At 60.5% G+C, this 16,780-nt stretch carries 16 protein-coding genes and 2 pseudogenes; 7 read left to right on the top strand and 11 right to left on the bottom strand.

Going from position 1 to position 16,780, the window contains the following annotated elements; genetic code table 11:
* Positions 1–72 precede the first annotated feature (72 nt).
* The 3 genes from BLS27_RS02270 to BLS27_RS23765 all read right to left on the bottom strand — a co-directional run bounded on the left by BLS27_RS02270 (position 73) and on the right by BLS27_RS23765 (position 2,057).
* A complete protein-coding gene (locus tag BLS27_RS02270; protein WP_090342842.1) occupies positions 73–501 on the bottom strand; it encodes a cupin domain-containing protein in 429 nt (142 codons plus the stop codon).
* Positions 502–723: 222 nt separating this feature from the next.
* On the bottom strand, positions 724–1,923 hold the full coding sequence (locus BLS27_RS02265; RefSeq protein WP_090342840.1) for an MFS transporter: 1,200 nt from the start codon (positions 1,921–1,923) through the stop codon (positions 724–726).
* Positions 1,920–2,057: a hypothetical protein gene (locus BLS27_RS23765; protein WP_167358057.1), complete on the bottom strand. Its 138-nt coding sequence runs from the start codon at positions 2,055–2,057 to the stop codon at positions 1,920–1,922. The genes BLS27_RS02265 and BLS27_RS23765 overlap by 4 nt, the downstream gene beginning before the upstream one ends.
* Before the next feature lie 145 nt (positions 2,058–2,202).
* On the opposite strand from BLS27_RS23765, the gene BLS27_RS02260 reads away from it, so the two are divergent.
* Together BLS27_RS02260 and BLS27_RS02255 are read left to right on the top strand one after the other, a co-directional pair.
* A complete protein-coding gene (locus BLS27_RS02260; protein ID WP_090342838.1) occupies positions 2,203–3,294 on the top strand; it encodes an efflux RND transporter periplasmic adaptor subunit in 1,092 nt (363 codons plus the stop codon).
* Between the two features lies 1 nt (position 3,295).
* Complete coding sequence (locus BLS27_RS02255; RefSeq protein WP_090342836.1) at positions 3,296–6,421, top strand: efflux RND transporter permease subunit; 3,126 nt, start codon at positions 3,296–3,298, stop codon at positions 6,419–6,421.
* A 114-nt stretch (positions 6,422–6,535) separates the two neighbouring features.
* On the opposite strand, the gene BLS27_RS02250 is transcribed toward BLS27_RS02255, so the two are convergent.
* The 4 genes and pseudogenes from BLS27_RS02250 to BLS27_RS02240 form a co-directional block, all read right to left on the bottom strand.
* A complete protein-coding gene (locus tag BLS27_RS02250; RefSeq protein ID WP_090342834.1) occupies positions 6,536–7,558 on the bottom strand; it encodes a D-cysteine desulfhydrase family protein in 1,023 nt (340 codons plus the stop codon).
* A gap of 44 nt (positions 7,559–7,602) precedes the next feature.
* Positions 7,603–7,734 (bottom strand): annotated as a pseudogene (locus BLS27_RS23935) (oxidoreductase); the annotation flags it as partial.
* Positions 7,735–8,952, bottom strand: coding sequence for an MFS transporter (locus BLS27_RS02245; RefSeq protein WP_232095244.1), 1,218 nt, complete (start codon positions 8,950–8,952; stop codon positions 7,735–7,737).
* Positions 8,953–8,964: 12 nt separating this feature from the next.
* Entirely contained in the window at positions 8,965–9,591 is a 627-nt protein-coding gene (locus tag BLS27_RS02240) for a cysteine hydrolase family protein (RefSeq protein WP_090342828.1), read from the bottom strand.
* A 210-nt stretch (positions 9,592–9,801) separates the two neighbouring features.
* On the opposite strand from BLS27_RS02240, the gene BLS27_RS02235 reads away from it, so the two are divergent.
* On the top strand, positions 9,802–10,299 hold the full coding sequence (locus BLS27_RS02235) for a winged helix-turn-helix transcriptional regulator (protein ID WP_090342826.1): 498 nt from the start codon (positions 9,802–9,804) through the stop codon (positions 10,297–10,299).
* A gap of 75 nt (positions 10,300–10,374) precedes the next feature.
* Here BLS27_RS02235 and BLS27_RS02230 read toward each other — a convergent pair whose 3' ends face one another.
* Positions 10,375–11,304 carry a LysR family transcriptional regulator gene (locus BLS27_RS02230; RefSeq protein WP_090342823.1) on the bottom strand — a complete coding sequence of 310 codons (930 nt, stop codon included), beginning with the start codon at positions 11,302–11,304 and terminating at the stop codon, positions 10,375–10,377.
* A 128-nt stretch (positions 11,305–11,432) separates the two neighbouring features.
* On the opposite strand from BLS27_RS02230, the gene BLS27_RS02225 reads away from it, so the two are divergent.
* The 3 genes and pseudogenes from BLS27_RS02225 to BLS27_RS02215 all read left to right on the top strand — a co-directional run.
* Positions 11,433–12,263, top strand: coding sequence for an oxidoreductase (locus tag BLS27_RS02225; protein ID WP_043210490.1), 831 nt, complete (start codon positions 11,433–11,435; stop codon positions 12,261–12,263).
* Positions 12,264–12,438: 175 nt separating this feature from the next.
* A complete protein-coding gene (locus BLS27_RS02220) occupies positions 12,439–12,747 on the top strand; it encodes a winged helix-turn-helix transcriptional regulator (RefSeq protein WP_341845454.1) in 309 nt (102 codons plus the stop codon).
* Positions 12,657–12,980: pseudogene (locus BLS27_RS02215) on the top strand (DHA2 family efflux MFS transporter permease subunit); the annotation flags it as partial. The gene BLS27_RS02220 and the pseudogene BLS27_RS02215, both read left to right, overlap by 91 nt.
* A gap of 136 nt (positions 12,981–13,116) precedes the next feature.
* Here BLS27_RS02215 and BLS27_RS02210 read toward each other — a convergent pair.
* Positions 13,117–13,539: an organic hydroperoxide resistance protein gene (locus BLS27_RS02210; RefSeq protein ID WP_090342821.1), complete on the bottom strand. Its 423-nt coding sequence runs from the start codon at positions 13,537–13,539 to the stop codon at positions 13,117–13,119.
* 338 nt (positions 13,540–13,877) lie between these two features.
* A complete protein-coding gene (locus BLS27_RS02205) occupies positions 13,878–14,669 on the bottom strand; it encodes an SDR family NAD(P)-dependent oxidoreductase (protein WP_090342819.1) in 792 nt (263 codons plus the stop codon).
* 105 nt (positions 14,670–14,774) lie between these two features.
* On the opposite strand from BLS27_RS02205, the gene BLS27_RS02200 reads away from it, so the two are divergent.
* A complete protein-coding gene (locus tag BLS27_RS02200; RefSeq protein ID WP_090342816.1) occupies positions 14,775–15,728 on the top strand; it encodes a GlxA family transcriptional regulator in 954 nt (317 codons plus the stop codon).
* Between the two features lie 77 nt (positions 15,729–15,805).
* Here the strand turns inward: BLS27_RS02200 and BLS27_RS02195 are convergent, their stop codons facing one another.
* Positions 15,806–16,693, bottom strand: coding sequence for a MerR family transcriptional regulator (locus BLS27_RS02195; RefSeq protein WP_090342814.1), 888 nt, complete (start codon positions 16,691–16,693; stop codon positions 15,806–15,808).
* Positions 16,694–16,780: the final 87 nt, after the last annotated feature.

Raw genomic sequence — 16,780 nt, 5'->3', positions numbered from 1 at the left:
AAACCGGGCGACGGGATATACCATCCCGTCGCCCTGTGGCGGTCTCATGTCATGCCCTTCGCGGGGCAGGGATCACTGCTCCAGCACGAGCAGCGGTTTGCCTTTCTTGACGATGTAAGTCGCCAGCTCAGAGGCCTTGCCCCCACCGACATTGGTGGCGATATGCGGCGTGCCGGCTGGGATGTAGAGGGACTCGCCGGCCTTGAGAATCACCGGCGCCCGCCCCTTGAGCCGATACTCGAAGGTGCCCTCGATCACGTAAGCGACCTCCACTCCCGGATGTGAATGATTCGGCGATGCCACTCCCGGGTCGAAATCGACCCGCGCCTGAATCACTTCGTGAACCGAGTCGCCAAGATCATCGCGAGTCAGATCCGTGCGCTGGATACCTTGTTTCCAGTTGGCGCTCCTAGCGCTTTCGGTCTGGTGCTGGTCGGCCTGGGCAAGCGCGGCAAATGCAGTGAACGTCACGACGGCGGCGAGCACATGGGGATAACGCATGGTCGTCTCCTTTCAGAGCAGTCATAGGGAGGCGCTACTCTAACCAGTCGCCGTAGCGTCGATATTTCGAAAGGGTGCAGATTTATATGCCTGAGTGTGCGCAAGGACTTGAGATACATAAGGGTACAGTCGGCAAGTTGACCTTCTACCCGCGCACTGACTACAGCGGCCTTCGCGCTCTTTAACTGTATTCACTGAGTAGCCCTTCGACTTCGACAAGGTCTAAATCGCTGATGTCAAATCCGCGCTACGCGGCTTGCGGGTCATCAGATGGAACAAGCAAAAGGCACTTATAGCGAATGCACCCTGCAGGCCTAACATCGGCGACGCAGTGCCATCTTGCAGCGCGCTCAGCAGTAAGCCACTGCAGGTAGCACCGAGCATCTGAGAAAAGCCCATGAGACCAGCCGCAAGCCCAGCACGATGAGCATTGGGCATGACAACGCCAGCAACCGACGCAGGGATCAGCATGCCACCTCCCAGCGTCACCAGTACCTGCGGCAGGGAGACGCCCAGCACCGACAGACCTAATACAGAGTGCACCAGAATAGAGAGTGCGGCGCCAGCAGCAACCAGACTGATGCCAAACCCCACAATGCGCTGCGGCCCCAATTGCATGATCTTGCGCTGGGTGAACAGGGCGCCGGCGATCAGGCCCGAAATGGTTATCCCAAACACCATTCCGTACTGCGCCGAGCTCAGTCCCAGCAAATGAATGTAGACCGCGGATGACCCTGCTATCACAGCGAACATCGCTCCGTAGGTGCCCGCAAGGGTCAGGGCCAGGGCACGACTGGAACGCTGTTTTAGCAGGGAGAAGTAGTCACGTGCCAAGGTCGCAGGATGCCCCGCTGTGGGATCAAGGCTGAGATTGGACTCACGGTAAAACGCTATAACCAAAAGCAACGCAGTGCTACCTATAGTCATCGACGCCAGAACGGGGGCGTGCCAGCCCCCCCATTGGGTCAGCAGACCACCGACCATCGGAGCCAGGGCAATTGCGCTGAGCATACCAATGACCGTCAGCGCCAAGGCCGGCGCGGCCTGAGCCTTCCAAGCATCGCGGACGATAGCTCGGGCAAGGACCAAAGCGGCGCAGGCTCCAAGACCTTGGGCCACACGTCCGACGATGAAGCCGATCATGCTATCGGCCAGAAGCATCAAACCAGTGGCGGCCAGGTAGAGCGTGAGGCCGCCAATCAGAACCGGTCGCCGGCCAATCCGATCGGATAGCGGTCCGAGCAGCAACTGTCCCAGACCAAATGCAGCGACAAAACCGGACAACGCCGCAACGCTGGCTCCAGGCATCGCATCGAGGCCCTGTTCAATCCTGCTCAAGGCAGGGATCAACAACTGTGTGGAGATTTCCCCCAGCGCAGTCAGCACCATCAGGATTGCAAGCAGCAGGCGGGACGGGTTCATGGCTTGGTTCCTTCTGCGGCTTTCAATTCCAGGATAATCAGCTGCCATTCCATGGCATTCCTGCCGTCGTTGCTAAGGGCGAGCGTCAAAACGCTTTTCGCATCGCACTGCACCGCTTGTCGTTCATTACTCATCGAGCACACCTCAATTGGTCGTACCGTACCCGGTGGGTCGGAAAATATGATGACCATAATATATACACGAAATTTTATTATGCCTATCATATTTTGGACGCGTGGTGCTCAGCCCCACGACCGCCCTACACCCAAGGATCGCACTATGAAACACCTTGCCCTACTTGCCCTGGTTTCTGTATCTGGGCTGGCTTTAAACGGTTGCGACAGCCAAGCCGACACCTTGGCCTTCGCCGCCCAACCACGGGCAGTGATCGCAACGCATGTGCAACCGGCTTCCCAGCAAGACTCGCTCTACACCGGTGTGGTGGCCGCTCGCACGATCAGCGACCTTGGCTTTCGGGTTAGTGGTAAGGTCATCGCCCGCAAGGTGGACCCGGGCACTCGTGTCAAGCGAGGTGACGTGCTACTGGAGCTGGATAACACCGACTTCGAGCTGGCCCTGCGTACAGCACGTAACCGAGTTACCGCCACCGCAGCCGAGTTGCGCCAGGCTCATGATGATGAAGCACGCTACCGTCGCCTGATTAGAACCGGAGCGGTCTCTGCGCAGACCTATGACCAGGCCCATACTCGTCTTCGGGTGGCCGAAGCCGAGCACGCCGCCGCCACCTCGGAAGCGGCCCAGGTTGAAAATCGTAGAACCTATTCCACCCTGAAGGCCGACGGAGACGGGGTGATCACCGATGTACGGGTGGACCGGGGTCAGGTTGTCGCCGAAGGCCAGATCGTCGCCAGCCTGGCCCACGACGGTGCCCGCGAGGCGGTGATAGATATTCCGGAGACCCAGCGAGCGCTAGCCGATCATCCGGCCCGGGCCTATCCCTACGGCGCCTCCGGCGTCGCCATATCTGCCTCCCTGCGAGAGCTTTCCGCCGCAGCGGATACCATCACGCGGACTTTCCGTGCCCGGTACACCCTAGGGGATGAATCTACAACCCTGGCTATCGGATCTACCATCACCTTGCGCCTCGATAGCACGAGCGAGCAGCAGTTGATGCGTGTCCCACTAGGTGCCCTGCATGACAGGGGCCAAGGCACTGGCGTCTGGGTCATTGGTAACGACGACAAGATCGATCTGCGCTCCGTCAAGGTGGTGCGACTGGAACAAGAAGAAGCGGTACTGCAGGGCGGAGTGCAGCCGGGTGAACGCATAGTCGCCCTCGGTGCAAACCTGCTCAGCCCCGGCGACAGCGTGCGTGAACTGCCAGGGCCCTCCCTGGCCCTGGAGCACTGAAATGAGCCGCTTCAACCTCTCCACTTTCGCGGTGCGCAACCAGGCAGTCACCCTATTCCTGATCCTCGCCACCCTGGTTGCCGGGGCCATAGCCTTTGGCAAGCTGGGGCGCGCCGAAGACCCATCCTTCACGGTCAAGACCATGACCATCACTGCTGCCTGGCCGGGCGCCACCGCGCGAGAAATGCAGGAGCAGGTTGCCGACCGCCTGGAAAAGCGCCTGCAGGAGCTGGACTTCTATGATCGGGTGGAAACCATCGCCCAGCCCGGCTTCGTCTCCATGAAACTGCAGTATCAGGACTCTACCCGCCCGGGCGACATCCAGGCACTGTTCTACCAGACCCGCAAGAAGCTCTCCGACGAGGCCAAGCGCCTGCCCCGTGGCGTCATCGGTCCGTTCTTCAATGACGAATATTCCGACGTCTATTTCGCCCTCTACGCCCTGGAAGCCGGGCGAATGCCGCACCGCCAACTGGTGCAGATGGCCGAGGATCTGCGCCAAGGCATGCTGCGCCTGCCCGGTGTAAAGAAGGTCAACATTCTCGGCGAACAGGCCCAACGCATTTTCGTCGAATTCTCCTACGAGCGTCTGGCCACCCTGGGCCTTAAGCCGGAGCAGATCTTTGAAGCCCTGGGCAAGCAGAACGGTGTGGCCCCAGCCGGCTTCGTCGAGACCAGCGGGCCGCGCGCCTACATCCGTCTGGACGGTGCTTTCGACAGCCTTAAGCTGATCGAGAATGTGCCGATCAATGCGGGCGGCAAATTGCTGCGCATCGCTGACGTCGCAACGGTTAAGCGTGGTTACGAAGACCCACCGACCTACCGCATTCGCCACCAGGGTAAGCCCGCTCTGATGCTAGGCGTGATCATGGAGCCGCACTTCAACGGCCTGGAGCTGGACAAGTCGCTGCAAGCCGAAGAAGACCGCATCCATGCCGAACTGCCGCTGGGTGTGATGTTTGACAAGGTTTCCGACCAGGCCGAGAAAATTCGCATCGCAGTGAACGAGTTCATGCTCAAGTTCTTCGTTGCCCTCGGCGTGGTCATGCTGATCAGCCTACTGGCTCTGGGCTTTCGCGTGGGCCTGGTGGTGGCCGCCGCCGTGCCGCTGACCTTGGCCATCGTCTTCGTCATCATGCTGATGACTGGGCGCGAGTTCGACCGCATCACCCTTGGCGCGCTGATTCTATCCCTCGGCCTGCTGGTTGACGACGCGATCATCGCCATCGAAATGATGGTGGTGAAATTAGAAGAAGGCTTCGACCGCATCCAGGCCGCCACCTTTGCCTGGACCTCCACCGCAGCCCCCATGCTTACCGGCACCCTGGTAACCGTGATCGGCTTCCTGCCGGTGGGCTTTGCCAAATCCGGAGCCGGGGAGTATGCCGGCAACATCTTCTGGATCGTCGGCTTCGCTCTGCTCGCCTCCTGGCTAGTGGCGGTATTTTTCACGCCCTACCTTGGAGTGAAGATGCTACCGAAGATCCAGCCAGTCGCAGGCGGTCATGACGCGATCTACGCCACAGTTCTTTATCAGCGCCTGCGCGCCCTGATTACCTGGTGCGTGAACCACCCCAAGACTGTTACCGCATTGGTGGTAGCGGCCTTCCTCGTCAGCGGCCTGGGCATGGGTGCAGTGAAAAAGCAGTTCTTCCCCAACTCCGACCGTTCCGAGCTGCTGGTGGAGGTGTACATGCCGCCAGGCAGCGCGTTCGTGGCTACCGAAAGCGTGGTCGCCCAGGTGGAAAAGGCACTGCTGGAAGAGCCCCAGACGAAACTGGTAGATGCTTACGTGGGCGGCGGCGCGCCGCGCTTCTTCCTTTCTTTAAATCCCGAGCTGCCGGACCCGGCCTTCGCCAAGATCATCGTGCAGACGGCGGACTCCAAGTCCCGCGACGCCCTGCGCGAACGCATGCAGGCACGCATCGCCGCTGGCGAGTTTCCTTCCGCGCGGGTGCGAGTCACTCAACTGGTGTTCGGCCCGCCGGTGCCTTTCCCAGTGGTATTCCGCGTATCCGGCCAGAATCTGGAACAGCTTCGGCACATCACCGAAGAGGTACGCCGAGTGGTAGCCTCCAACCCCATGACCCGCGATACCTTCATCGACTGGGGCGAGCGAGTCAGCGCCTATCGCCTGGTACTGGACCAGGATCGCCTGCGTCTGCTGGGCTTCACACCCGATGAGGTAAAGAGCCAGCTCAATGCCCTGCTCACCGGCAACCCAGTGACCGAAGTGCGCGAAGGCACCCGCACCGTGACGGTGATGGTGCGAGCACAGAATGTCCAGCGGGAGAATCTCGGCGGTATCGAGGGCCTGACCATCACCAACGCCGCCGGCGTTTCGATTCCGCTGGAGCAGGTGGGGCGCTTCCAGCCGGTGATGGAGGAACCGATCCTTAAACGCCGCGACCGCGACCTGACCTTCGAGGTACGAGCCGACATCCTCAAAGGCACGCAGCCGCCGGACGTAGGAAAGGCCGTGTACGCTGATCTGCAGCCGATGATCGCCCAACTGCCGGCTGGCTATCGGGTGACTATCGGCGGTCCGGTGGAAGAAAGCGCCAAGGCCAACAAGGCTCTGGCAGTCCTGTTCCCGGTGATGATCATGCTGACGCTGGTCGTGATCATGTTCCAGGTGCGCTCCTTCGCCCTGATGTTCATGGTGTTCGCCACCGCACCGCTGGGCTTGATCGGGGCGGTTCCTGTGCTCCTTCTGTTCGATCAGCCCTTCGGTTTCAATGCCATCCTGGCGCTGATCGGCATCGGCGGCATCCTGATGCGCAACACCCTGATCTTCACCGACCAGATCGAGCAGGAGCAGGCCCACGGCCGCCCCCTGCACGAGGCGATCATCGAAGCCACGGTGCGCCGCGCCCGGCCGGTGCTGCTCACTGCACTGGCCGCCGCGCTGGCCTTCATCCCACTGACCTTCTCGGTGTTCTGGTCGTCCCTGGCGTTTGTACTGATCGGTGGAATTCAGGTGGGCACGGTGCTGACGCTGCTTTATCTACCGGCACTCTGCGCTCTGGTGTTGCGTGCCAATCGCGGGGCCAACGCCAGCAACGAGCCTGAGTGGGAAAAGCTGAGCGTGCAACAGGCGCCTCTGGATACACACCAAGGTGTGTGAGCGCCGGCGAGATCCTGCACGTCGACGGTAGTCAGAGCGCAGGCCATTGATTGACAGAATGCTCATCACCGGCACATTCCGGTGATGAGCAGATTCCCTGTGGAGTCTGGTTTTTTAGAAGTCGAATGCGCTGCGATAGGCATAAACACCTGGTCCGCCGCCTGTGAACAGGAACAGTAGGTTAGCCCCCTCGATGAAATCTCCCGCCGCTATGTCATGAAGCATGCCGGCAAAGGCTTTTGCAGAGTAAACCGGATCAAGCAAGATACCTTCGGCCTGAGCCAGGGATGCAATTGCCTCAAGAGCCTCAGCCGTCGGAATCCCATAGCCTTCTCCCCGGTGATTCCCATCTACATCGATTTGATTGGGCGCGATCTCTGAGGACCCGACCAATGCCAGCGCGTCGTTAGCGAGCTTCAAGGTTTGCTGCACCGCCTGTTCTTGGTCTCCCAACACTGTATAGGATCGAATGATCGTCGGGGAGCGTCCACGCGTGACGAAACCTGCGGCTAGACCCGCATGAGTTCCCGAGCTGCCGTTAGGCAGAAGAACCTTCTCGAAGCGGATGTCGTTATCCCGTTCATACTGCATTATCTCGTCACTGCATTTGGCGTAACCCAGCGCGCCAAGAGGTGACGATCCCCCCATAGGGATCAGGTAGGGTTTCTTGCCCTCTTCTTTGAGCAGCTGGATTCTTTTATCTGCGAATTCGGCTGCCTTCTCCCCTAGCGGAAGTACATGGAGCTTGGCGCCATAGATCTGATCAAGCAGCACGTTGCCGTTGCTTTCGTATTCTGCATCATGCCGCGGCACCACCCTGCCGAGGACCAGTTCGCAGTCCAAGCCGAATCGCGCAGCAGCAGCGGCAGTAAGTCGTGCGTGGTTGGATTGGAGTCCGCCAGTCGTGACGATTGTGTCGCATCCTTGTGCAATCGCCTCACCTAACAGGAACTCAAGCTTGCGAAGCTTGTTGCCACCCCCGGCGAATGCCATGTGATCGTCACGTTTGATGTAAAGATTGACTCGCTTGATACCCAGTCGCAGTTCAAGCTTTTGTAGCCGCTGAATCGGAGTGGCCGCCTCGATGAGCGCCACTTTCTCGAAAGCGTCCAGTACATCCTTTTGAGCATCCCTCATTGATATGTGCTCCGGTTGGTATTTCACTTTGATAGCGATCCAGCCCCCACAAAATCAATCCCCGGAAACCTGGGAAAGTGCCGGGCGATCGGACTGCGGCTTGAGATGCAAAGCGCATTTTTGTAATTCAACGTACTGTGAGACACCGCAACGGTGACACTGCCGACTGGCAATTGTCATCGGATAGCTCTCGGTCCCTCGCCGATCGTAGCGCTCGACTCACGGGGTGCAAGCGCATTGATCACTGCGGCCGCAGTGGACAGCAGGATGCCAACAGCGGCAAGGCCGATCCAGCCGGCCCGGTGCACGCCATAATTCCCCAATGCGGCGCCGATCGCTCCCCCCAGAAAATACGACCCCATGAATAGGGTATTGAGTCGGCTTCTGGCCTCGCTCCTCAGAGTGAATACGCGTGCCTGGTTGGCAACCAGCCCTGCACGATTGCCCATGTCGAGCAGCACCATGCCGAGGATCAGCCAGCCAAGATCTCGCCCGCTCGCTGCAATGCAGGCGAAACCCAGGACGAGGGTCATTGCGCCGGCGAGGACCATGGTGCGTGCGCCCACGCGATCGGTCAGCGCGCCAATATGAGGTGACGCGACGATGCCCAGCAGCGCGACCAGCCCAAACAGACCAATGGTGGCGGAGTCGAGTCCGTATGGAGGTTGTGCCAATAGCGCGGCAAGCGAAGCCCACAGTGCACTGAATGCGGCGAACATCAGCAGGCCGCTCGCCGCGCAGTAACGCAGCACGCCTTCCTGTTTGACCAGGCTGCCTAACGAACCCAGGAGCTGCCCGTAGCTTATCGTCTGCAGGCTGCTGGTGGCGGGCAGGCGCTTGGCAACGATGACCAGCAACAGGACATCGCTGAGCGAGGCCAGAACGAACACGGCTTTCCACCCGGCATGTGCGCCGGCGAAGCCTCCGAGCATGCGCGCCAGTAAAAGACCTGCCGAGAGGCCGCTGAGCAGGCTCCCGACGATGCGACCTCGCTCAGCTGGAGTGGCCAACCCCGACAGACAGGGGATGATGAGCTGCGCAGTGATCGCTGTCACGCCGACAAGAAAGCTGCTCACGCACAGCATTGTGAAAGTCGGCGCTACAGCGCAAAGAAGTAAGGCAACGGCATTCCCCGCGATGGCCAGCAGCGCGAGTTGGCGTGGTTGTCGACAATCGGCGAGCGGCACGATGAACAGCAGGCCTAGCGCATAGCCAAGCTGCGTCAGCGTGGCGATCAGGCCGGCCTGTGTCGGCGCCAGGCCAAAGGACGCGGCCATCTGGGGCAGAAGCGGCTGGTGGTAGTAGATAGTCGAGACCGCCAGCGCGCAGCACAGGGCCATAAGCGTGACAAGGCGGCTGGAAACTCCCATTGGCGATGCGCAAGAGGCAGACATGACGCAGCCCCTTCACTGCTGCTGCAAAGTCTGCACGAGCCCACGGGTGTCGACGATGCTGTGCGCAAACGTCGGCCCGTTCAGCTCGTGCGCCGCGTGCATCATTTCCTTGCTGAAGGCGGCTGTCGCATCGCGTACCAGCGTGACGTGATAACCCAACTCCATGGCGAAGCGTGCGGTCGATTCGATGCAGGTGTTCGCCAGCAGGCCGACGACGATCACGTGTGTGATGCCTCGCTGCTTGAGCTGGAAGTCGAGGTCGGTATTGGCGAACCCGCTTTGTCCCCAGTGTTCCTGGATGATGATGTCGCCCTCCCGTGGCACGAAGTCAGGATGCCATTCGCCGCCCCAGGACCCCTTGGCAAAGGTGTGACGTTCCTGGATCAGGCGTTGGGTGGGATTGGGGTGATCCCAGCGGGTGTAGTCGCCGGGCTGCCAGCGCCGATGAGGTACGTAGTACACCTGAATTGCTTGTGCTCGCGCGGCGGCAACGGTCGTGCGCAGGTTGTCGAGCAGTCGAACTTCATCCGCGACGCTTCTGAGCATGGAATAAAGCTTGCCGCCATCGGACAGGAAGTCGTTGTAGGGATCGACCAGCAGCAGAGCGGTCCGCTCCGAGGCATACACAGGATGGGTCATGATAGTGCTCCAGATGAAAGGAGAAGCGATCTAGGACGTTTGCTATACCGACAAATGCCGCGCTGCGACAGCGCAAGCCGCATAGGCTTCATATTAACTATGATAATCATAGTGTCAACGGGGATGAGGCTTTGAGCGTTAATCCATGCGACATGCTTAACCTGGCTGCGTTACTATGAAAACAATAGTTTCTACGGAGAAAACAGCGTGATGCCGAGGCTGGACGTGACAAGCGATACGGTGTGCCCGGTGGCACGCTCGATGGATTTGGTGGGCGACAAATGGACCTTTTTGGTCCTGCGTGAGCTGTACATGGGCGCGACACGCTTCGAGGAAATGCAGATCCAGACCACCGCTACGCCCCAGATGTTGACTTCGCGCCTCAAAGCGCTGGAGGCGAATGGCCTGGTCGAACGCCGGCCCTACAGCGAGAAGCCGCTGCGCTACGAATATCATCTGACCGACAAGGGCTGGGACTTCTATCCTGTGATTTACGCGCTGCGCGCTTGGGGTGAGAAGTGGTGCAAGAACCCGGATGAGGGGTTGGCCGTGCATTTCGTGCACCGCGCCTGCGGCCATGATGTGGGTGTGGCCAGCGTTTGTCCTCACTGCGGCGACGCTGTGGAACGCAAGGACCTGGAAGCGCTGGTCAGCGATCGTTTCATTGCCGAACGCGAGTCTCGCCGAGAAGCCTTCAAGCGGAAGTAGCTGAGGCTAAGACGAGCAACGACGACGTTCCTGGAGCGGCGGTGCAAGCTGCAAACGTCTACTGGGTATAGATCACTACCCCGATCCAGTCGGCGACGCTGTACTGGCCGGGCTCGCGCTATATTCGCGTGCGAACTCGATGAAGGCTTTCAATGCCGCTGGCACCTGCCGCCGGCTTGGGTAATACAAATGCAGCCCCGGATAGTAGTGGCACCAGTCGCCCAGAACCTGCTGCAGATCGCCTCGCTCCAGATGTTCCTTGACCATGTCCTCGAACACATAGGCCAGGCCGATACCTTGCAAGGCAGGCGCCAGCATCAGGCTGACATCACCCAGTATCAACGGGCCTTGGACGTCGACCTCCAGTTGGACACCTCCCCGCTCGAACTCCCAACGGTAAAGTGCGCCACTGGGAAAACGGTGTCCGATACAAGGTAGTTTTTTCAGGTCTTGTGGATGTTGCGGAATGAAATGGCGTTCGAAGAACTCGGGCGAACCGACCACCACCGAGCGCAGATAAGGACCAATGGGCAATGAGACCATATCGGCCTGTAACCGCTCTCCCAGGCGTACACCGGCATCGAAACCGGTACCCACCATATCCACCAAGGCATCGTCGCTGAGAATTTCGAGGTGTACGTCCGGGTACGCGACCAGGAAACGCTGGGCCAGTGGCAGCAGCGCAAGTTCCGCTGCGGCGCGTCCGGCGGTGATGCGCAGGTTGCCAGACGGTTTGTCGCGGAAATTATTGAGATCTTCCAAGGCGTCGGCGATGTCACGGAAGGCCGGTTGCAGCCGCTGGTAAAGGCGCTCCCCGGCCTCGGTAAGGGCGACGCTGCGAGTGGTGCGGTTGAACAACCGCACATCCAGGCGGGTTTCCAGGGCCCGCAGCGCATGGCTCAGGGCCGAAGGTGTAAGCCCCAATTCGACTGCCGCACGACTGAAATTCAGATGGCGGGCAATGCACAGGAAGAGCGACAGATCGGCGGTACTGGCTGGCTTCATTGATGAAAATTACTCAAAGGCCCATGCGATATTCATGGGATTATCACAGTAAATCAAAAATCTTAAAATTCGCTCAGCTCATCGAGAAGGCCCCGCACGGTGGAGGGTCGGATACAGGAGGAGTTGACATGCGTACTTGGCTCATTACCGGCGCTTCCCGTGGTTTCGGCACCCTGATCGTCCAGCAGGCCCTCGCGGCAGGCGATGCAGTCATCGCAACGGCGCGTAAACCGGAGGACATCGAGGCCCGTCTTGGTCAGCACCCGAACCTGCTGGCCGTGCGCCTGGACGTGACCGGCGAAGAAGAGGCTTACGCAGCGGTCGCTGCTGGCATCGAGCGCTTTGGGCAAATCGACGTGCTGGTCAACAATGCCGGGTTCGGCGTGCTCGGCGCGGTCGAAGAAACCAGCGCCAGCGAAACCGAGCGGTTGTTCGCCACAAACGTCTTCGGTGTACTGAATGTCACTCGTGCGGTATTGCCCCATATGCGCCGGCAGCGCAGTGGTCATGTGATCAACATCTCGTCGCTCGGCGGCTACCAGGCTTATATGGGCTGGGGCGTGTATGGCTCGACCAAGTTCGCCGTCGAAGGCATCAGCGAAGCGATGCATCAGGAGCTGGCCCCCTTGGGTATCAAGGTGACTGTGGTCGAACCAGGCTTTTTCCGCACCGACTTCCTGGATGAGCAGTCCCTGGTGAAAACGGCTCTAGAACTGCCGGATTACGCCTCCACTGTCGGTGTCATGCGCAATTATGCCGAAGCGGCCAACCATGCCCAGCCGGGCAACCCTGCAAAGCTGGCCGAAGCCCTGATGACCTTGGCCAACGCGGCCAATCCGCCGTTGCGCCTGGCCTTGGGCAGTGATGCCGTCGCGCGTATCGAGGCCAAGCACAGCGCAGTCGAGCAGGAGCTGGCACGGTGGCGAGCGCTGTCCCTGTCCACTGACTTTGCCTCGTAACCTTCGTTGGGGCACTAAACCTGAACCGGGCGCGCCGGCTCAGGTTTTTTGTGGCGGATAGTGGGCTCATCCAAGCATGAAACCCAAGGTCAACGTCATGAAAAAAGCCAGCTTTCAACCCATGCCCTGCCCTGTAGCCCGAGCGCTGGAACACATCGGTGATGGCTAGAGCCTGTTGGTCCTGCGCGACGCGCTCTATGGCTTGCGTCGGTTCGATGAGTTCCAGCGCAGCCTGGGCATCGCCACCAACACGCTTACTCGTCGGCTGACCGACCTGGTCACCGCCAGCTTGCTCGAGCACCGACCCTACCAGAGCAACCCGCCACGCTTCGAGTACCTGCTCACCGAGGTCGGGCGTGACTTGCGGCCTGTGATCCTGACGCTGATGGCCTGGGGCGCAAAGCTATCGCCGCCTGCGCCACCGTGCTCAACCTGCATTTCCTGCGCCTTGCCGAGCACCTTAACGTTCAAAACGAGACAATGAATGCCTGGCTCGAGCAATGGAGCAGCAACGCCCAGGCTCTCGGCCAGGACAGCCTGGACGCCAGCCACACCGCACTGCGCCAGCTCTGGGCACTGACGTGGCGTGAAGCGCAAACGTTGACCTATGCCGACGCCTTCCTGGTGATCATGGCGTGTTTCGCGTTGGCCACTCTGCTCGTGCCGTTGATGCGCAAGGTACAACCCCCAGCACAACCGTCGGCTGACGCCCATTGACCCCTCTCGAAGCGCCCTCTTCGTCTTTTGTGGGTACAGGCTTTCAGTTTTTGCGCTATGCGCAGCAGCGCAGCCCATACAACAAGAAGCCCGCGTACCTAATCAGTTACGCGGGCTGGGGTGTATCTGAACGCCATCACAGCATCACGAAACCCACTTCGATATTGCCGCGGGTCGCTTTCGAGTACGGGCATATCTGATGCGCCTCAGCTACCAGCTTCTCCTTTTCCTCGGCGGCCAGGCTAGGCAAGCGCACCGTGAGTTGGGCAGCCAGCGCGAAACCGCCGTCTGCGGTATTGCCCAGGGAAACATCGGCATCCACTGCTACATCGTCAGGCAGGCGAATGTTGTACTTCTGCCCCGCGCGGCGCAGGGCACCAATGAAGCAGGCAGACCACCCGATGGCGAACAGCTGCTCGGGGTTGGTGCCCGGGCGACCGGAGCCTGGCGGGCTCAGCGGCAGGTCGAGCTCGCCATCGACAGATTGGCCGCGCCCATCGCGGCCACCGGTCGTATGGGTATGGGCGGTGTAGAGGATCGTTGTCAGGGTATTGGGCATGGTAGTTCTCCAAAGGGCATGCTGCCCTCCCCGACCAGGCACACAGGGAGGGCGTTGGCTGCGATCAGTGCTTGGCCTGGCTCAGTTTGCTGCACAGGTGTGCGGAAAGTGGGTTGTCGTTGTCCGCGATGGGGGCTTGCGGAACTGCAGGCCTCGTCCAGGTGGGGCCATTTCACGTCCCGCCTGTATCGCCGATGTATCCGAAGGTGGCGGCATTTGTATGCCAGAGCGTCGGACATCGGCGCTGTACACACAGTGATACGATTCTGTGACTGGACGTTTCCGAAAATGAGGCAGCCCTCGCGAGGGCCGCTTCACCTCGTACGGCATGATGAACGTCAGCTGCGGTAGCGTGTCGCGGGAGTCCTCAACGAAAGATTCGGCATCAACGCTTGCCGCGCCGCCTCGTAACGTTCCAGGTCACCCAGGTCGGGCAAGGACGGGATCGTGATGAACTCTCCTTGGTCCAGCCCGGCAAGCGCGGCGTCCACCATGTCGTCAGCCTTCATGACGATCTCGCCCGGCAGGTAATCCAGGGGTGTGCCTGCCGCCGCCCAAAAGTCGGTCGCCGTCGCACCAGGCAGTACCACCTGAACCCTAACGTGCTTGTCCGCAAGCTCGTGGTGCAGGGATTGGCTGAATGCCAGCACGAACGCCTTGGTGCCTCCATACACGCCGTTGAGCCGTTCAGGCGCAAGGGCCACGACGGAGGCGATATTGATGAGCGTGCCCTGGCGCGCGACCAAGCCTGGAACCGCGGCATAGGTCAAACGCGTCAACACGTTCACGTTGAGCGTGATCATGTCTTGCATTTTGTCGACGTCCGACTCCAGAAGCGGCTGCGTGGCCCCCACTCCGGCATTGTTCACCAGCAAGGTAATGCTGGCGTCAGTGCGCAGCAGCAGTTCCACTCGGCGCAGGTCATCTGGGTTGCCAAGGTCGGCTGCCACCACTTCGACGGAACGGCCAGTCTCGTCAGTCAGGCGCTTGGCCAAGGCATTCAGACGTTCGCGGTTTCGCGCGACCAGGATCAGGTCATAGCCACGATGGGCCAGACGCTCGGCGTAGAGGGCACCGATACCGGATGAGGCGCCGGTGATGAGGGCGGTACCAGGATGGGACTGAGTCATGATGCATCTCCAGGGTTGGGGTGGGTCTGGAGAACAGGATGCAGGGGGATGACGGTATCTCAAATGACGTATAAGGTACTGTTTCCGGACACTGGGGAGTAGGCAATGCATCGCATCAGCTATTTGCTGGCAGACGGGTTCCAAGTGCTTTCGCTGGCCACCCAGGCCGCGTTCGAACTGGCCAACATCGCCGCGCAAGACACCTTCTACACCGTCGAGAACTTCTCGCTCGAAGGCGGCAAGGTGCGTTCGTCCCTGGGCTTGGCCCTCGATACCCAACCACTCGAAACGCCCCGCCTGACCGACACTTGGATCATCGTCGGAGTCACCAACCCCTTGGAGGTGCCCACCTCGGCGGCGACCCTGGAGTTCCTTCGCCAGACGAGCACCCATGCCAGGCGCACCGTGGGCCTGTGCACTGGCGCATTCATCCTCGCCGAGGCGGGGCTGCTGTCAGGGCGTAGAGCCACGACACACTGGGCATTCGCCCGCGAGATGCAACGGCGTTATCCGGATATCAGCGTCGAGGAAGACCGCATCTATATCGCCGACGGTACCCTCTGGACGTCGGCAGGCATGACCGCAGGGCTCGACCTGGCGCTCGGGCTGGTGGAAAAGGACCTCGGCGCGGACATCGCGCGGTCGGTGGCACGCAAGCTGGTGATGCAGCAGTACCGCTCCGGCGGACAGTCCCAACACTCCGAACTGCTGCACCTCGCCCCTAAGTCCGACCGGATCCAGCGTGCGCTGGACTATGCACGCCAGCATCTGAACCGCCCACTGGGCGTCGAGGAGCTGGCAGAGGTGGTGAACCTGAGCCCACGTCAGTTCTCCAGGGTCTTCAGCGCCGAAACCGGGCACTCCCCAGCCAAGGCGATCGAGGGACTAAGGCTGGAGGCGGCACGCCTGATGATCGAGCAAAGCCGGCATCCCTTGGACGTGGTCGCCCAGGAAACCGGCTTTCGCGACCGTCGTCATATGCGCGAGGTGTTCCTGCGGGGCTTCGGCATACCACCGCAAGCGATACGCCGGGATGCCCGTCGCCCGATGCCCTCTTGAGGACTCGGTTGTTGGCATTCACAAGCAAGCTTTCAGTTAGAACCGGTCCGAAGGACAAGGCAACTCCCAAGACCGGATTACAGATCCAGCTCACCTCTGATCAACGCCCCGAGCGTCTTGGCAACATCGGGTCGTTGCGCATTCAGCAAGCCCACCGGAGTGCCCTGCAGAAGCGCCTTGGAAGCGTCCAGTTCCTCTCCCATGAGCGCCAGTGGACAGGCAATCTCCATATGCAACCAACGCAGTCGCTTGGCCAGCTGTGGGCTTATCACTCCCTGCACCACAACCACCAAGGCAGCCGGCTGCAGCGTTGCGCACAACAAAGGCAGCTCTTCAAACGGTTGGCCGCAGCCGAGCACCTCGACGCGCTGTTGATCGCTGCTCAACAACCGGCCAGCGCACAGTAGCTCGAACTCGGCTTGCTCCTGCAGACCTGCCAGTAATACGGGCGGCACCTCAGGCTGGTTCATTTGAAGGCGCATCAACAAGCGGGCGCGCAGGAAATTATCCAGATACAGCCATTGGCTGCGTTCGCCGAAGCCGTCACCTGAAGCCAGTTCATGCCAGACCGGCAACAACACCTCGCGCAACACAGTCACCTTAGGCAGAACAGTCCACAATTGACCGTGCACGGCTTCCAGCGCCCGTCCATCGAATGCCCGTGCAGCTCGCGCCACGGCATCGCGCCACTGCTGGAAGACGCTGTTCGGCTCCGGGGCTGGCTGATGGTCACCGATGAGCCTTTCGCCGACTTTGCTGATCGGCAGCCCATTGGCTGTCCAGCGCTGGATGTCGCGAATTCGCTGAACGTCCTTGGCCGTGTACAGGCGATGGCCGCCCTCGGTGCGTTGCGGACGGATCAGTCCATGGCGACGTTCCCAGGCACGCAAGGTCACCGGATTGATGCCAGTCAGGCTGACCACATCGCGCATGGGCAGTAGGTCGGTTGGTACGGACTCAGTCATTGCGAGCAGTCATCTGAACGGTGGATTACTCTAAACCTATACAGACCTTCTGCGCCGTGCAACCTTAGGTCATCATGCAGCGAATCG

Source organism: Pseudomonas guariconensis, assembly GCF_900102675.1.
Lineage (GTDB): Bacteria > Pseudomonadota > Gammaproteobacteria > Pseudomonadales > Pseudomonadaceae > Aquipseudomonas > Aquipseudomonas guariconensis.
This window is presented reverse-complemented; position numbering and strand designations above follow the sequence as displayed.

Coding starts and splice junctions, on each gene's coding strand:
- BLS27_RS02270 (WP_090342842.1), bottom strand. CDS start 501: ATGCGTTATCCCCATGTGCTCGCCGCCGTCGTGACGTTCACTGCATTT.
- BLS27_RS02265 (WP_090342840.1), bottom strand. CDS start 1,923: ATGAACCCGTCCCGCCTGCTGCTTGCAATCCTGATGGTGCTGACTGCG.
- BLS27_RS23765 (WP_167358057.1), bottom strand. CDS start 2,057: ATGAGTAATGAACGACAAGCGGTGCAGTGCGATGCGAAAAGCGTTTTG.
- BLS27_RS02260 (WP_090342838.1), top strand. CDS start 2,203: ATGAAACACCTTGCCCTACTTGCCCTGGTTTCTGTATCTGGGCTGGCT.
- BLS27_RS02255 (WP_090342836.1), top strand. CDS start 3,296: ATGAGCCGCTTCAACCTCTCCACTTTCGCGGTGCGCAACCAGGCAGTC.
- BLS27_RS02250 (WP_090342834.1), bottom strand. CDS start 7,558: ATGAGGGATGCTCAAAAGGATGTACTGGACGCTTTCGAGAAAGTGGCG.
- BLS27_RS02245 (WP_232095244.1), bottom strand. CDS start 8,952: ATGTCTGCCTCTTGCGCATCGCCAATGGGAGTTTCCAGCCGCCTTGTC.
- BLS27_RS02240 (WP_090342828.1), bottom strand. CDS start 9,591: ATGACCCATCCTGTGTATGCCTCGGAGCGGACCGCTCTGCTGCTGGTC.
- BLS27_RS02235 (WP_090342826.1), top strand. CDS start 9,802: ATGCCGAGGCTGGACGTGACAAGCGATACGGTGTGCCCGGTGGCACGC.
- BLS27_RS02230 (WP_090342823.1), bottom strand. CDS start 11,304: ATGAAGCCAGCCAGTACCGCCGATCTGTCGCTCTTCCTGTGCATTGCC.
- BLS27_RS02225 (WP_043210490.1), top strand. CDS start 11,433: ATGCGTACTTGGCTCATTACCGGCGCTTCCCGTGGTTTCGGCACCCTG.
- BLS27_RS02210 (WP_090342821.1), bottom strand. CDS start 13,539: ATGCCCAATACCCTGACAACGATCCTCTACACCGCCCATACCCATACG.
- BLS27_RS02205 (WP_090342819.1), bottom strand. CDS start 14,669: ATGACTCAGTCCCATCCTGGTACCGCCCTCATCACCGGCGCCTCATCC.
- BLS27_RS02200 (WP_090342816.1), top strand. CDS start 14,775: ATGCATCGCATCAGCTATTTGCTGGCAGACGGGTTCCAAGTGCTTTCG.
- BLS27_RS02195 (WP_090342814.1), bottom strand. CDS start 16,693: ATGACTGAGTCCGTACCAACCGACCTACTGCCCATGCGCGATGTGGTC.